Source organism: Rhizobium metallidurans (genome assembly GCF_014196505.1).
Classification (GTDB): Bacteria; Pseudomonadota; Alphaproteobacteria; order Rhizobiales; family Rhizobiaceae; genus Rhizobium; species Rhizobium metallidurans.
This window is the reverse complement of sequence record NZ_JACIDW010000003.1, coordinates 169,465-182,832: the sequence shown is the minus strand read 5'-3', so window position 1 is coordinate 182,832 and position 13,368 is coordinate 169,465. Positions and strand designations below refer to the sequence as shown.

Here is a 13,368-nt window from a genome sequence, read left to right as displayed (position 1 = left end):
GCAATTAGACAGAGTCTGCCGCTCGCCACCCTGGACAAGCAACTGATCAAAGCAGCGGCCCACCAGGGTGTTCCGCTGCTTCGCTGAGTTGATCCTGATCGTTACGCCGCGATCGCCCGTGGCTGGTGCAGCGTGCCGTCGCTGTAGACGAAGCGGCCGCCGCGGAAGGTGGCGCGGATGCGGTGGATGTCTCCGGCTTCCACGACAACGAGGTCGGCGCGCTGACCTATGGCGATTTCTCCGCGGTCGACGAGGCCGGCGGAACGGGCGGCGCTCCTGGTTGCCATGGCGACGGCGGTCGGCAGGTTCGTGGCCTCGGCGATCTTGAAGATGCCGGGAACGAAGGCGGCCGGGTGATAGTCGGCGGCGATGACGGAGAGGACGCCGGCGCGGGCGGCATCAAGCGCGCTGAGATTGCCCGACATGGACTGGCCGCGCAGCGCGTTCGGCGCGCCCATCAGCGTCCAGAGCCCACGGCGACGCGCTTCCTCGGCGGCCGGCAGCGTCACCGGGAATTCGCTGATCGTGACACCCATGTCGTGCATCTCAGCCACCTTCTCGGCGCTGTCATCGTCATGCGAGGCAAGCGACAGCTTGTGCCGCAGCGACAGGTCGACGATCCGGCGGAGCGTGGTCTCGATCTCGGGGTTGTCGCGCATGGCGATACGTTTGGCGACCATCTCGGCGGCCATCTCCTCGGAGATGGAGCGGCGCTCGGCCATGCTCAGGATGTAACTCTGGATATTGTTGTACTGGCCCTGCCCCGGCGTGTGATCGGTCAGCGAGACCATGTCGACATGGCCGGCGTCCAGCAGCTTCTCGAGCGCGGGCGCGGCGCCGACATTGGTGATCTCGTAGCGCGCGTGAACGCGGTGATCGATCAGCAGATTGTCCTTGAAGCGGCTGACACCCTCGATGACGGCGCAGGTGGTTTCCAGCGAGCGGACATGGCCGTAGACGCTTTCGGTGGCGAAGGAGACGGCGGCATAGGCGGTCGTCACGCCATGGGCGGCGAGCTTCTTGTCGAGCTCGTGGATGGAGAAGCCGATCGGCATCATGGCATTGGGACGCGGCGCGACCTCGCGCTCGATCATGTCGCCATGGAGATCGACGAACCCCGGCATCAGCAGGCGCCCCTCGCCATCGATGGCGGCATTGGCGACCGTCTCCGGGCGGATCTCGGCGATGACGCCATCCTCGATGCGCACCGAGCCGTTGTTCACGACCTCATCCGGCAGAACGATCGTGAAATTGCTGAGCCACATCGGCTTTCTCCTCATAGCAGGGAATTATGACAAGCCGGAGCCGATAGCCCCGATTCATGACATGCGAATGAACACCTCAGGGCTTATTCAAGGCGGCCCTGTTCAGCGCCGCCCATTGCAGCAGAATGATCGTCTTGAAGTCGATGATCTCGCCGCTGGCGATCATCTGCACCGCCTCGTCGAGAGGGATTTCGACGACCTCGATGTCCTCGTGCTCCTCGGCCAAGCCGCCGCCTTCGGATACGCGATCCTCCGTGTCGATCGAGGCCGCGAAGAAGTGCACGAGTTCGGCGTTGGCGCCGGGAGAACTGTAGGCCTTGAAGAGGAAGCGGATGTCGCGGACGCGGAAGCCGGTTTCCTCGATGGCTTCGCGGCGGATCGCCTCTTCGGGCTCGTCGCCGTCGAGCAGCCCGGCCGGCGTCTCGAGTATCCAGGCCGGCTCGCCATGGAGATGGACGGGCAGACGGAACTGGCGGACGAGGACGACGGTGTCGCGCTTGGGGTCGTGCAGCAGGATCGTGGCGGCGGCCGTGCGGTGGTAGATCTCGCGGTGGATGCGGTGCGTCGCGCCGTCGGAGTTGGTGTAATCGACCTCGTAGGTGCTGAGCCGTGTCCAGCCATCCGAGAGTGTCTTCTCCTGGATGATCTCGGCCTTCGCCTTTTCAAATTTCGTCATGCCGCATCCTTGCGAAGCCAAACCTTGTTGTCGTGGACGGCAGCGCCGCCATAGGGCGCGATGGGGTCGGCGCCGGTCAGAACGTTGATGCCTTCGCCGTCCACATGCGCCTTGTTCGGCCACAAGCCCTCGGCGATCAGCACGCCCGGCTTGACCTCGGTCGTCAGCCTGGCGTGCAGGCGCACCTCGCCTCTGGCGTTGCCGACCTGGACGAGATCGCCATGAGCGATGTCTTGGGCTTGCGCATCGGCAGGGTTGATCATCAGTTCCGGCCGCCCCTCCTTCTGCCGCGAGGTCTTGGTCTCGGCGAAGCTGGAGTTGAGGAAATTGCGGGCGGGCGATGTGGCGAGGCGGAACGGATGCTCGGCATCGGCTACCTCGATGACATCGACCTGATCCGGGAATGCAGGGAGCTCCGGATAGGGCCCAAGCAGGCCGACGGCCTCCGGCGGGCGGTTCGGCGCCGGCTGATTGCGCCAATCGGGACGAAAGTGGAAGCGGCCGTCTGGATGGGCGAAGCCGTTGATGAAATGCGCGTCGTCGAATTCCGGCTGGCGGTCGAACCATTTGTGCTCGAGGAAATGGTCGTAGCCGGGGAGTTCGCTCGATTGGAGAACGCGGTCGATCATCTCGCGCGCCGAGAAGCCGAAGCCGGGACGATCGGCGACGCCGAGGCGCCTGGCGAGTTCCTCGATCACGAAGAGATTGGTGCGTACCGTCTCCGGCGGCTCGACCAGTTTCGGGCCGAGCAGGATGTGGTTCTGGCCGCCGGCGCGGTAGATGTCGTCGTGTTCGACGAACATGGTGGCGGGGATGACGATATCGGCCATCTCGGCGGTATCGGTCATGAACTGCTCGTGGACGGCGACGAAGAGATCGTCGCGCGCGAAACCGCGCTTCACCAGCCGCTGCTCGGGCGCGATATTAACAGGGTTGGTGTTCTGGATCAGCATAGCGGTGACGGGGCCGCGATGGCGGAGCGCCACGGCATCGCCGGTCAAAGCGCGGCCGATCTGGGACTGGTCGATCATGCGGATGTCGGCATCCTTCATCGACTTGCCGGTCAGTTCCGCGTTGTTCATGCGGAAGATATCGCTGTTCGAATGGAAGGCGCCGCCGCCCTCATATTGCCAGGAACCGAGAACGGTGGCGACCGAGGCTGCCGCGTGCATGGCGACCGCGCCGTTGCGCTGGCGGGTAAAGCCGTAGCCGAGGCGGAAGAAGGTCTTCTTCGTCGTGCCGACGAGCTTGCCGAAGGCTTCGATCTCCTCGATCGAAAGCCCGGTGATCGCGGCGGCCCACTCCGGCGTCTTCGTCTTCAGATGCGCTTCGAGACCGGCGGGATCGTCGGCGTATTTCGCCATGTAGGCGCGGTCGGCATAGCCGTCACGGAAGGCGATGTGCATGGCGGCGCAGGCGAGTGCTGCATCGGTGCCCGGCTTGAGGATGAGCGCCAGGTCGGCCTGCTTCATCGTCGGGCTGTCGTAGATATCGATGACGACGATGCTCGCGCCACGTTCCTTGCGCGCCTTGATGGCATGGGTCATGACGTTGACCTGCGTGGCGACCGCGTTGGTGCCCCAGATGACGACGCAATCGGTGCGCGCCATTTCGCGCGGATCCGGGCCTCTCAGGACCCCTGTCGCCATGGTGAAGCCGGTCCAGGCCGGGTTGGTGCAGATCGACGAGAAGAAGCCGGAATAGCGTTTGGCATGGCGCAGGCGGTCGATGCTGTCGCGCTGTACCCAGCCCATGGTGCCGGCATAGTAATAGGGCCAGACCGCCTCGCTGCCATCTCTGGCCTCGGCCTTGACGAAGGCTTCGGCGATTTCATCCAGCGCGTCTTCCCAGGAAATCCGTTGCCACTCTCCCGCCCCCTTGGCGCCCTTGCGGCGTAGCGGATGCATCAGGCGGTCGGGATGATAGAGGCGCTCGGCATATCGGGCGACCTTGGCGCAGATGACGCCCGAGGTGTAGCTGTGGTCGTTTGCCCCTCGAACGCGGCCGATCCTGCCATCATCCATGACCTCCACTTCCAGCGCGCAGGTGGAGGGACAGTCGTGCGGACAGGCCGTGTGACCGATCCGGACGGAGGACTTCGGGGATTTGGCTTCGATGGGGGTCGCAATGTTCATGGAGTTTCTATATTCCAACCCGAAACCGGCCAAAAGCCGGAAACGACGTCCCCCACGCGAATTCATGTAGGCATCAGCGAAAATGAACTACCGCCACATCTACCATGCGGGCAACTTTGCCGATGTCCTGAAACACGCGGTCCTCGCGCGTCTCGTCCGCTACATGCAGAAGAAGGATGCGGGCTTCCGTGTGCTCGACACGCATGCCGGCATCGGGCTCTACGATCTCTCCTCGGAAGAGGCGCAGAAGACAGGCGAATGGCGCGACGGGATCAGCAAGATCATGGAAGCCGAGCTTTCGCCGCAGGTGGCCGAATTGCTCGAGCCATATCTGAGCGCGATCCGCGAGCTCAATCCCGAAGGCGGCATGCGCTACTATCCCGGCTCGCCGAAGCTGTCGCGCATGCTCTTCAGGCCGCAGGACCGGCTCTCGGCGATGGAACTGCATCCCGAGGATTACCAGCGGCTGCATCGCCTGTTCGAGGGCGACCATCATGCCCGCATCACCGAACTCGACGGCTGGCTGTCGCTTGGCGCGCATCTGCCGCCGAAGGAGAAGCGCGGCATCGTGCTTGTCGATCCGCCCTTCGAGGAAGGCGGCGAGTATGAGCGGCTGGTCGATGGATTGGCCAAGGCCTACCGCCGCTTTCCCGGTGGCACCTATTGTCTGTGGTACCCAATCAAGAAGGGCGCGCCGATCAAGGAATTCCACGAGGCGCTGCAGGCGCTCGATATTCCGAAGACGCTCTGCGCCGAGCTTACCGTGCGCAGCGATCGCGGGATGGTGACCGGGCTGACCGGCTCGGGGCTGATCATCGTCAACCCGCCCTATACGCTGAAGGACGAGCTGCACCAGCTGCTGCCGGCGCTGAAGGATCATATGGCGCAGGACCGCTACGCCTCGCACCGCGCCTTCTGGCTGCGCGGTGAAAGCAAGGCCGTGAAAGAGGATTGACCGCGCCTTTTCGGCGCGAAATAGTCCGGCCACATTCCATCCAAGTCCGTTGCCCGGCATTTTGAAAGAGACCGACGATGAAGATCCTTTGCGCGCCCGCCTCCCCCTATTCCAGCAAGGTTCGCATGGCCGCGCGCTATCTCGAACTCGATGCGACCGAGATCCGCGTCGACACCAATGCCGGCCCGGCGATCCTGGTCGACAACAATCCGCTCGGCAAGATCCCGACCGTGCTGACGGATGACGGTGTTTCGGTTTTCGACAGCGTCGCGATCATGCATTATTTCGGCCGACTGAAAGGCAAGCAACTCTATCCGTCGAAGAACGGAAAGCGGACAGAGGCCGAGGTGCTGGAAGCGCTCTGCGACGGCATCTGCGACTGCCTGCTCGCCATCGTCTACGAGCGCCGCTTCCGCGACGAGGAAAAGATCCATCAGCCCTGGATCGACCGGCAGTGGAAGAAGGTCGTGAGCGGCCTCAATCACCTGAGCGTCCATCTGCCGAAGGTCGGCAAGAAGCTGCATGGCGGCCACTTCGCGCTGGCGGCGACGCTCGGCTATCTCGACCTGCGCTTCAAGGGCCAGTGGGAAGCCGAGCATTCCGAGCTGATCGGCTGGATGCGGACCTTCGAGAAGAAGTTCCCGGCCTACTCGGAGCTCAAGCCCCAGGGCTGAGAGAGCCCAGCATCCATTACAGAATTCGAGAGTCTTTCGAATCTCTTGGCGAGCCTGCCTGATGTGACGGATGAAAAATCCACAGCTTCAATCAGCGAAACGCAACAAAAAAGCCGGAGCGATGCCCCGGCTTTTTTATTCATTCCTGATCGGCTGATCAGAACTTCATGCCGATACCGACCTTGACGCTGTTCTCGTCATAGCCGCGCGAAATGTTCGCGCCGCCGACGTTGAAGTCGTTCTTCTGGTAGTCGGTGTAGCGGTATTCGATACGCGCCGTGATGTTGTTGGTCACCATGGCTTCGGCACCGGCGCCGACCGTGTAGCCCAGCGCGCTGTCGGTATCGGAACCGGCCGCGTTGCTGAACTTGTTCTTGGCGGCCGCGAGACCAGCCGTACCGTAGATCAGGAAGGGGTTCAGGTCGTAACCGATACGGCCGCGGATCGAGCCGTTGACTTCGTTCTTGGCGGTACCGCCGTCGACCGCGCCGTCAGCGCCGGAGTAGCCGATGTCGCCTTCGACACCGTATACGATCTGGCCCTGCTGCCAGTTGTAACCGCTGTAGATCTGACCACCGAAGGCACGGGCGTTATAGTCGTTGGCGAACCTGCCCATGTTGTAGGTGCCGGCGCCACCGAGGTAGAAGCCCTGCCAGTTGCTGGTCGGCGCAACATCGTTCTGAGCGACCGGAGCTTCCGGGATCTGGTCAACGGCATCGGCCGCGTAGGCGGCGGAAATGCCACCAAGGGCAACGGTCGAAACCAACAGGCTAGCAATAAACGTACGCATACTCATCTCCTTATCGAACCCGCGCCCTTCATCAACTGTGTTACCGTGAAGCATTCGCGAGCAATTACGCATGTCCCTTTCGGATTGAGAGGGAAATTGATGCGCAAATGAGGATTTGGAAGAGCCAAAATGTGATTTGATTGTGGCTTAGGGGTGACTGAAATTCGATGTTGCTTTATCGCAACAAACACTTCATTAACCATAACGAAGCATTAAATCATGAATACTTATTTTATCGAATTATATTCTTAAATAATACGCAAAATATCCAAGTTTCGCGCGCAATCAAGACGCCTATTTATAAGATCTGATCGACCGCCTATATAAGCACCGCAGAGGTTCGCGGGATGAAGAGGCAGGATTTTGAGCGAGACAAGACTTCGAACAGCGCTGGTGACGGGTTCAGCCAAGAGAATAGGCCGGGCGATAGTCGAAGATCTTGCAGCAAACGGCTTCTCCGTGGCGATCCACGCCAACGGTTCCATCGCGGAAGCCGAAAACTTTGCGGCGGAATTGCGACAGGACGGCAAAAACGCGATTGCACTTCACGCCAATTTGAAGGATGTCGAGGACACCAACGGACTGATAAAAAAGGCGTTTGAGGCGCTCGGACCGCTCGATTTGCTCGTCAACAACGCCTCAGCCTTCCACAATGATTCGGCCCACCACTTTGACGCTACGGCCTGGGACGACCATTTCGCGCTGCACGTGCGTGCGCCCTCCATATTGTCTGCCGCCTTTGCCGAACAAATGCCGAAGGGTGCTGCGGGGCTGATCGTCAATATCATCGACCAGCGTGTTTGGGCGCTCAATCCGGGCTTCTATTCCTATACACTGTCGAAGGCGGCGCTGTGGACGGCGACGCAGACGATGGCGCAGAGCTTCGCGCCTCGCATCCGCGTCAATGCGCTCGGGCCGGGACCGACGGTTCGAAGTGCCCGACAAAGCGAAGAGGACTTCCAGCAGCAGGTGGACGGCCTTATCATGAAGGCGGGGCCGGGATTCGGCGAGTTCGGACGGACGATCCGCTTCCTCTATGATACGCCCTCCATCACCGGCCAAATGATTGCCCTCGACGGCGGCCAGCATCTTGCCTGGCAGACGCCCGACGTGGCGGAGATTACGGAATGAATTCAAGGAAGCTGCCGGATGGCGGCGTTCTTTACGACGAAAACGACGAGACCGACGACGATATCGAGGTGGAGAGCGAAAGCTCTGCCTCGCCCGTTGGCGGGCCGGTGACCTGTGTCATCGACTGGAACGAGGGCGGCAGCAACGAAACCGGGCTTGTCGGCGCCGACCTGATCGCGGAATTCGTCAAGCGGCTGCCAAACAGCCCCGGCGTCTACCGCATGTTCAACGAGGCCGGCGACGTGCTCTATGTCGGCAAGGCACGCAGCCTGAAGAAGCGCGTGAGCAATTACGCGCTCGGCCGCGTGCACTCCAACCGCATCGCGCAGATGGTGCGGCAGACCGCGCATATGGAGTTCGTGACAACGAGGACCGAGATCGAGGCGCTTCTCCTCGAAGCCAACCTGATCAAACGGTTGCGGCCGCGCTTCAACGTGCTTTTGCGCGACGACAAGTCGTTCCCCTATATCCTGATATCAGGCGACCATCGCGCGCCGGCCATCCTCAAGCATCGCGGCGCCCGCGCCCGCAAGGGCGATTATTTCGGCCCCTTTGCTTCGGCCGGCGCCGTCGGTCGCACGATCAACTCGCTGCAACGTGCCTTCCTGATCCGCACCTGCACCGACAGCGTCTTCGAAACGCGCACCCGCCCCTGCCTGCTCTACCAGATCAAGCGCTGTTCGGCGCCCTGCACGCATGAGATCAGCGATGCGGGGTATGGCGAACTGGTGCAGGAGGCCAAGGACTTCCTTTCCGGCAAGAGCCAGAAGGTGAAGGCGCATATGGCCGAGGCGATGAACCAAGCGGCCGAGGATCTCGATTTCGAGCAGGCCGCGGTCTATCGCGACCGTCTTGCCTCGCTGTCTCATGTGTCCAGCCATCAGGGGATCAACCCCGCCGGCGTCGAGGAAGCCGATGTCTTCGCGATCTACCACGAGGGCGGGATTTCCTGCATCCAGGTGTTCTTCTTCCGCACCGGGCAGAACTGGGGCAACCGCGCCTATTTCCCGAAGGCCGATCCGCAGCTGACCGGCGCCGAAGTGCTCAGTGCCTTCCTGGCGCAGTTCTACGACGACAAGCCGGTGCCGAAGCAGATCCTGCTTTCTGAAACGGTGGACGAGATGGAGCTGCTCGCCGCCGCCTTCGCCGAGAAAGCGGGGCACAAGATCTCGGTGCTGGTGCCGCAGCGCGGCGAGAAGCGCGATCTGGTCGATCACGTCATGGGCAACGCCCGCGAGGCGCATGGGCGCAAGCTCGCGGAAACCGCGTCGCAGTCGCGGCTGCTCGAAGGCTTCAAGGATACGTTCAAGCTGTCCTACGTGCCGCAGCGCGTCGAGATCTACGACAACTCGCATATCATGGGAACGAATGCCGTCGGCGGCATGGTGGTGGCGGGGCCGGAAGGCTTCGTGAAGAACCAGTACCGCAAGTTCAACATCAAATCGACCGACATCACGCCCGGCGACGACTTCGGCATGATGCGCGAGGTGATGACGCGGCGATTCACACGACTGCTCAAGGAAGAAGGCATTCCGGACAGGAGCCAGCCGGTCGCGGCGGCTGATGCCGCCGACATGCCCTTCCCCGCATGGCCCGACGTCATCCTGATCGACGGTGGCCAGGGGCAGATGACGGCGGTGCGGGCGATCCTGGAGGAACTCGGGATCACCGACAGCGTCACCGCCATCGGCGTCGCCAAGGGCGTCGACCGCGATGCCGGACGCGAGCGCTTCTTCCTGCCCGGCGGCGAAAGCTTCACACTTCCGCCGCGCGACCCGGTGCTCTACTTTACCCAGCGCATGCGCGACGAGGCCCACCGCTTCGCTATCGGCTCGCATCGGGCGCGACGCAAGAAGGAGATGGTCAAGAACCCGCTGGATGAGATCGGCGGCATCGGCCCATCACGCAAACGTGCGCTGCTCCAGCATTTTGGTACGGCGAAGGCAGTTTCGCGGGCCGCTTTGGCGGATCTGATGGCGGTGGAAGGCATTTCGGAGACGGTCGCCAAGCAGGTTTACAATCATTTTCACGACGACGCCGCGAAATAGGCGGCAGCAGTCGCAAATTCCACGCAAAGGCAGCGAAAAAACAGAAACAATGTTGACGCTTTGCACGCAAAGCCGTCATCTACGAGCGCATCAAATCAGAGAACAGTTCATGGCATCGCGCGCATACAATATCCCCAACCTGCTGACTTACGGCCGCATTCTGGCCGTTCCGCTTATCGTCCTGTGCTTCTTCGTCGAAGGAAAACTGTCGATCAGCAATACCGCCCGCTGGGTTGCGCTGTGGATATTCGTCATCGCGTCGATCACCGATTTTCTCGACGGCTATCTCGCCCGCATATGGAACCAGACGTCCAACATCGGCCGGATGCTCGACCCGATCGCCGACAAGCTGCTGGTCGCCTCGATCCTTCTGCTTCTGGCGGCTGACCAGACCATTGCCGGCTGGTCGATCTGGGCCGCCATCACCATCCTTTGCCGCGAGATACTGGTCTCCGGCCTGCGTGAATACCTGGCCGCGCTGAAGGTGAGCGTGCCGGTGACGCGCATCGCCAAGTGGAAGACCACGGTGCAGCTGGTGGCGATCGCCTTCCTGCTTGCCGGTCCGGCCGGCGACGAGATATTCCCCTACACCACGATGACCGGCATCGCGCTTCTCTGGCTCGCCGCCATCCTGACGATCTATACCGGCTATGACTACTTCCGCGCCGGCATCAAGCACATCGTGGAAAACGACGAATGACCAAGCTCATCTATTTCGCCTGGGTGCGCGAGCGGATCGGCAAGGCCGAGGAGGACATCGCGCTCCCCGCTTCCGTCGTCACCGTCACCGATCTTCTCGATCACCTGAAGACGCTCGGCGAGGAATACGAGACCGCGCTGCAGTTTCCCGACGTGATCCGCGTCGCGCTCGATCAGGAGCATGTGGAGCACGACGAGCCGATCGGCGACGCCCGGGAGATCGGCATCTTCCCACCGATGACGGGGGGCTAAATTCATGACTGCCGTGCCAGTCAGCCCCCCTCTGCCCTGCCGGGCATCTCCCCCACAAGTGGGGAGATCGGCTGGGCTCGCCCGATCGAGCACACAAAGAACGTTGCTGCAAAACGCACGGGCAAAGCGGCGCGAGGTGCAAGCAACTTGTGATCTCCCCACCTGTGGGGGAGATGCCCGGCAGGGCAGAGGGGGGCCTACGCGGCACATCCTATCCGCGAAGCCAGGCATTCTCTGATGAGCCCTACCCCAACCATCCGCGTCCAACGCGAGGATTTCGACCTGCAGGCCGAAGTCGATCTGTTGAGCAAGGGCAAGCCGGGCATCGGCGCCGTCGTCACCTTTTCCGGCTTGTGCCGCGACGAAGGCGGGACGCTCGATGCGCTGGAGCTCGAGCATTATCCGGGCATGGCGGAGGCGGAGATGACGCGGATCGCGGAGATGGCGATCAAGCGTTTCGAGCTCAACGGCCTGACCGCCATTCATCGCTACGGAAGGATCGCGGCGGGCGATAACATCGTGCTCGTCATCGCCGCCGCGCCGCACCGCCAGGCGGCCTTTGACGGCGCGAACTTCGTGATGGATTTCCTGAAGACGTCCGCCCCCTTCTGGAAGAAGGAGCACGGCAAGGACGGCGTTGCGCGGGAATGGGTCGAGGCCAAGGGCCACGACGATGCCGCGCGCGACAAATGGAAGTGACTACGGGATCACCCGTTCGCGGCGACTGAGCACAAGCAGCAGCACAAGCAGCGAAAAGACCACCAAGTCGCGCCAGAGGAACGGGCCGTAGGCTGTCCACAATGTCTCGGCCAGACCGAGACCGGCAGCACCACCCGCCGATTTCAGCGGGTCCGAATAACCGCCGACGGCGGCCACCATCAGAACCTTCAGCCCGAACATCAGCCCGGCGCCGAAGTCCATCGTGCCGTAATAGGCGGTCGAGAGGATGCCGCACAGCGTCGCCATCAGCACGGCTGCCGCGTAGGCCACGAGGAAGACGTTGACGGCGCTGACGCCGCAGAGTTCGGCGGCTTTGGGATCGTCGGTGACGGCGCGCCAGACGCGGCCCCAGGATGTCCGCTTCAGGATCACGGCGCCGATCGCCACGAACGCGCCCATCAGCGCCGTGTTGATCAGTTGCATCTCGGTCAGCACCACCTCGAAGCCGGCGCTCCGCCAGAAGACGACATGGCCGTTCAGAAACGGCGACAGCCAGAGGCTGCGGGTGTCGGATGCCAGGCGCGCGGTCTCCATCAACAGGATGGTGACGCCGAGCGCCGCGACGATGACGGTGTTCGAGGACTGACGCACCAGCGGCAGCATGACGGAGCGGCCGATCCAGACCCCCGCCCCCACCGCATAGACCACCGAGGCCACAGCACCAAGCGCGAGCGCCGCGGGCAAGACCAGCCAGAGCCTGTTGTAGCCGAAATCGGTGAAGAGCAGCAGCATCTGTCCCGAAAAGGCGAAGAGCGCGCCATAGGTGATGTCGGGGCGCTTGGTGACGCCGAAGGCCACCGCATAGCCGAAGGCCAGCGCGGCATAGAGGGCTGCCAGCGGCACCGCATTCGCCAGTTGCTGCAAGAGATAGGCCATCGACATATCCTACTTCACTGAAATCATAACTGGCAAAATTGCTTTTACCAGTTATATTCTACAGATGACATTCTCGTGGACCCCTCATCGCTTTTCCGGCGGCGTGCTCGCATTCGATGTCGCCAACAGTGTCGTGCTGCGGCACGACGAGGCGCGCCGCATCGATCGCTTTGCCGTCGATGCGCAACTGCAGGCGTTTCCGCAGGCGGCCGCGAATTTCTGCGCCGAACGGGCGATCTTTGGGGACGTCGCGCCGGTTCCGCCTGACCGCAGGCCGGCGTTCATCGCCCTGCGCGAGGCGACCGACCGCTATTTTCGCGACCGCGTGCTTGTGGGCGGCAGTGACGGACTGTTGGCGGAGCTGCTGGATGCTGTAGCGGCCGTTCTGCGTGGAAGCTCGGGGGCGACCGGCATTGATCGCGCCACCGCGCATTCGGTGCTGAGGCTGATCGCCTTGCCCGAACCGGAGCGGATGAAGATCTGCGGCAATTGCGGCTGGCTGTTTCTGGATCGCAGCAAGAACCGGAGCCGTACCTGGTGCGACATGGCGGTCTGCGGCAACCGCGCCAAGGCCAGCAAGCACTATCGGCGCCGGAAAGAGGAGAACGGCTCATGAAAACGCTTGGAGCGGCCCTGCTATCGGCCATGCTGGCGCTGACGGCTTGCCAGCGTGAGAGCGACACGCTCGTAGAGGTCAGCGGCCATATCTTCGTGTTCAACTACCGCGTCGCGATCGCCACCTATCTGGTGACGCTGAACAAGAAGGCGCCGCTGCCTGAAGGCGCGGTGGCGATCGCCGAATTCGAAAATCCGGCCGGCGGGGCGCCGCTTGTGATCAACGAGAAGATCTTCCCGGCCTGGGACAAGATCAGCCTGCAAAGCCCGCCGGTCCACTGCGTCAAGAAAGACAAGCCCTACGCCGTCAGCATCCGGTTGGTCGATGCCGGCGGAAAGGAGTTGCAGAGCCTGAAGACGACGGTCACATCGGATGTCGACCAGTCGATCATGCCGGGCAAGCCGCTCGTGGTCGGGCCGCTATACACCCGAAATCCCGACGTGTTCAAAGCGGACGGAAGCGTCGATTATCACAGCGACGAGACCTGCCCCAAGACGTGAAAAAGCCCGGCGCGGTGGCCGGGCTTTCGGA

The 13,368-nt window shown here is 62.4% G+C and carries 14 protein-coding genes; 9 read left to right on the top strand and 5 right to left on the bottom strand.

What is annotated here, in order from left to right; genetic code table 11:
* Positions 1-101: 101 nt before the first annotated feature.
* The 3 genes from GGQ67_RS07555 to GGQ67_RS07545 form a co-directional block, all read right to left on the bottom strand.
* Complete coding sequence (locus GGQ67_RS07555) at positions 102-1,265, bottom strand: alpha-D-ribose 1-methylphosphonate 5-triphosphate diphosphatase (protein ID WP_183899573.1); 1,164 nt, start codon at positions 1,263-1,265, stop codon at positions 102-104.
* A 76-nt stretch (positions 1,266-1,341) separates the two neighbouring features.
* On the bottom strand, positions 1,342-1,941 hold the full coding sequence (locus GGQ67_RS07550; protein WP_183899572.1) for an NUDIX domain-containing protein: 600 nt from the start codon (positions 1,939-1,941) through the stop codon (positions 1,342-1,344).
* Entirely contained in the window at positions 1,938-4,142 is a 2,205-nt protein-coding gene (locus GGQ67_RS07545; protein ID WP_183899571.1) for a molybdopterin-containing oxidoreductase family protein, read from the bottom strand. The genes GGQ67_RS07550 and GGQ67_RS07545 overlap by 4 nt, the downstream gene beginning before the upstream one ends.
* Before the next feature lie 16 nt (positions 4,143-4,158).
* On the opposite strand from GGQ67_RS07545, the gene GGQ67_RS07540 reads away from it, so the two are divergent.
* Together GGQ67_RS07540 and GGQ67_RS07535 are read left to right on the top strand one after the other, a co-directional pair.
* On the top strand, positions 4,159-5,031 hold the full coding sequence (locus GGQ67_RS07540; protein WP_183899570.1) for a 23S rRNA (adenine(2030)-N(6))-methyltransferase RlmJ: 873 nt from the start codon (positions 4,159-4,161) through the stop codon (positions 5,029-5,031).
* A 77-nt stretch (positions 5,032-5,108) separates the two neighbouring features.
* A complete protein-coding gene (locus GGQ67_RS07535; RefSeq protein WP_183899569.1) occupies positions 5,109-5,705 on the top strand; it encodes a glutathione S-transferase family protein in 597 nt (198 codons plus the stop codon).
* Between the two features lie 157 nt (positions 5,706-5,862).
* Here the strand turns inward: GGQ67_RS07535 and GGQ67_RS07530 are convergent, their stop codons facing one another.
* Complete coding sequence (locus GGQ67_RS07530; RefSeq protein WP_183899568.1) at positions 5,863-6,495, bottom strand: outer membrane protein; 633 nt, start codon at positions 6,493-6,495, stop codon at positions 5,863-5,865.
* A gap of 363 nt (positions 6,496-6,858) precedes the next feature.
* Here GGQ67_RS07530 and GGQ67_RS07525 point away from each other — a divergent pair, with 363 nt between their 5' ends.
* The 5 genes from GGQ67_RS07525 (at position 6,859) to GGQ67_RS07505 (ending at position 11,324) form a co-directional block, all read left to right on the top strand.
* A complete protein-coding gene (locus GGQ67_RS07525) occupies positions 6,859-7,626 on the top strand; it encodes an SDR family oxidoreductase (RefSeq protein ID WP_183899567.1) in 768 nt (255 codons plus the stop codon).
* Entirely contained in the window at positions 7,623-9,674 is a 2,052-nt protein-coding gene (uvrC, locus tag GGQ67_RS07520; RefSeq protein WP_183899566.1) for an excinuclease ABC subunit UvrC, read from the top strand. The genes GGQ67_RS07525 and uvrC overlap by 4 nt, the downstream gene beginning before the upstream one ends.
* A gap of 109 nt (positions 9,675-9,783) precedes the next feature.
* Positions 9,784-10,374, top strand: coding sequence for a CDP-diacylglycerol--glycerol-3-phosphate 3-phosphatidyltransferase (gene pgsA / locus GGQ67_RS07515; protein WP_183899565.1), 591 nt, complete (start codon positions 9,784-9,786; stop codon positions 10,372-10,374).
* Positions 10,371-10,625 (top strand): molybdopterin converting factor subunit 1, encoded by a 255-nt coding sequence (moaD, locus tag GGQ67_RS07510; RefSeq protein WP_047513275.1) that lies wholly within the window; start codon positions 10,371-10,373, stop codon positions 10,623-10,625. The genes pgsA and moaD overlap by 4 nt, the downstream gene beginning before the upstream one ends.
* A 237-nt stretch (positions 10,626-10,862) precedes the next feature.
* On the top strand, positions 10,863-11,324 hold the full coding sequence (locus GGQ67_RS07505) for a molybdenum cofactor biosynthesis protein MoaE (protein ID WP_183899564.1): 462 nt from the start codon (positions 10,863-10,865) through the stop codon (positions 11,322-11,324).
* Here GGQ67_RS07505 and GGQ67_RS07500 read toward each other — a convergent pair whose 3' ends face one another.
* Positions 11,325-12,221 (bottom strand): branched-chain amino acid ABC transporter permease, encoded by an 897-nt coding sequence (locus GGQ67_RS07500; RefSeq protein ID WP_183899563.1) that lies wholly within the window; start codon positions 12,219-12,221, stop codon positions 11,325-11,327.
* Between the two features lie 64 nt (positions 12,222-12,285).
* Between GGQ67_RS07500 and GGQ67_RS07495 the strand changes: the two genes are divergently transcribed.
* Both GGQ67_RS07495 and GGQ67_RS07490 read left to right on the top strand, forming a co-directional pair.
* Entirely contained in the window at positions 12,286-12,837 is a 552-nt protein-coding gene (locus tag GGQ67_RS07495) for a CGNR zinc finger domain-containing protein (protein WP_183899562.1), read from the top strand.
* Positions 12,834-13,337: a hypothetical protein gene (locus GGQ67_RS07490; RefSeq protein ID WP_183899561.1), complete on the top strand. Its 504-nt coding sequence runs from the start codon at positions 12,834-12,836 to the stop codon at positions 13,335-13,337. Before GGQ67_RS07495 ends, GGQ67_RS07490 begins: the two co-directional genes overlap by 4 nt.
* Positions 13,338-13,368: the final 31 nt, after the last annotated feature.

What these genes read in the sequence shown, in the direction of transcription:
- GGQ67_RS07555 (WP_183899573.1), bottom strand. Translation starts at nt 1,265, where the DNA reads ATGTGGCTCAGCAATTTCACGATCGTTCTGCCGGATGAGGTCGTGAAC.
- GGQ67_RS07550 (WP_183899572.1), bottom strand. Translation starts at nt 1,941, where the DNA reads ATGACGAAATTTGAAAAGGCGAAGGCCGAGATCATCCAGGAGAAGACA.
- GGQ67_RS07545 (WP_183899571.1), bottom strand. Translation starts at nt 4,142, where the DNA reads ATGAATTCGCGTGGGGGACGTCGTTTCCGGCTTTTGGCCGGTTTCGGG.
- GGQ67_RS07540 (WP_183899570.1), top strand. Translation starts at nt 4,159, where the DNA reads ATGAACTACCGCCACATCTACCATGCGGGCAACTTTGCCGATGTCCTG.
- GGQ67_RS07535 (WP_183899569.1), top strand. Translation starts at nt 5,109, where the DNA reads ATGAAGATCCTTTGCGCGCCCGCCTCCCCCTATTCCAGCAAGGTTCGC.
- GGQ67_RS07530 (WP_183899568.1), bottom strand. Translation starts at nt 6,495, where the DNA reads ATGCGTACGTTTATTGCTAGCCTGTTGGTTTCGACCGTTGCCCTTGGT.
- uvrC (WP_183899566.1), top strand. Translation starts at nt 7,623, where the DNA reads ATGAATTCAAGGAAGCTGCCGGATGGCGGCGTTCTTTACGACGAAAAC.
- pgsA (WP_183899565.1), top strand. Translation starts at nt 9,784, where the DNA reads ATGGCATCGCGCGCATACAATATCCCCAACCTGCTGACTTACGGCCGC.
- moaD (WP_047513275.1), top strand. Translation starts at nt 10,371, where the DNA reads ATGACCAAGCTCATCTATTTCGCCTGGGTGCGCGAGCGGATCGGCAAG.
- GGQ67_RS07505 (WP_183899564.1), top strand. Translation starts at nt 10,863, where the DNA reads ATGAGCCCTACCCCAACCATCCGCGTCCAACGCGAGGATTTCGACCTG.
- GGQ67_RS07500 (WP_183899563.1), bottom strand. Translation starts at nt 12,221, where the DNA reads ATGGCCTATCTCTTGCAGCAACTGGCGAATGCGGTGCCGCTGGCAGCC.
- GGQ67_RS07495 (WP_183899562.1), top strand. Translation starts at nt 12,286, where the DNA reads ATGACATTCTCGTGGACCCCTCATCGCTTTTCCGGCGGCGTGCTCGCA.
- GGQ67_RS07490 (WP_183899561.1), top strand. Translation starts at nt 12,834, where the DNA reads ATGAAAACGCTTGGAGCGGCCCTGCTATCGGCCATGCTGGCGCTGACG.